Origin of the sequence: Olivibacter sp. 47, assembly GCF_030372825.1 — a bacterium.
GTDB classification, from domain to species: Bacteria; Bacteroidota; Bacteroidia; order Sphingobacteriales; family Sphingobacteriaceae; genus Olivibacter; species Olivibacter oleidegradans.
The window spans coordinates 1-498 of record NZ_JAUCNR010000011.1 but is presented as its reverse complement, the minus strand read 5'-3'; the positions used below and the strand labels follow the sequence as shown (position 1 = coordinate 498).

The window sequence follows — 498 nt, the reverse complement described above, 5'->3', positions numbered from 1 at the left end:
GATCCCGATCCGAGCTGTACGCAATGTACGACACCTCCGTTGGATCCTGCACCGAAAGCGGACATCGTGACGGTGAAGGTAACGAGCGAGGCGGGTAAAACAACTTACACCCCTGGTGAAAGTGTTGACTATACCATTACGGTGACCAACAACGGACCGAGCGATGCGGCAGCCGTGAACGTAAAAGATACGGCTCCTGCGGGTACAACGATCAGTAACTGGACCGCTGTGGTAACCACCGGAACGGTGACCTTACCGAATACAAGCGGAACCGGTGATATCAATGAAACAATCGCCACGCTTCCGAACGGAGCGGTGGTAACCTATACGGTAACGGTGCAGACCCCGTCCGACTTCACCGGTGAATTGGTGAACGCGGTGGAGGTGACGACACCGACGGAAGATCCCGATCCGAGCTGTACGCAATGTACGACACCTCCGTTGGATCCTGCACCGAAAGCGGACATTGTGACGGTGAAGGTAACCAGCGAAGCAGGC

1 protein-coding gene is annotated in these 498 nt (G+C 55.8%); it reads left to right on the top strand.

Features of this window, described 5'->3' with window-relative positions; all coding sequences use genetic code 11:
• Positions 1–66 precede the first annotated feature (66 nt).
• Positions 67–498 (top strand): hypothetical protein (locus QT327_RS28075; protein ID WP_289554497.1); only part of this gene is annotated, 432 nt, incomplete at its 3' end.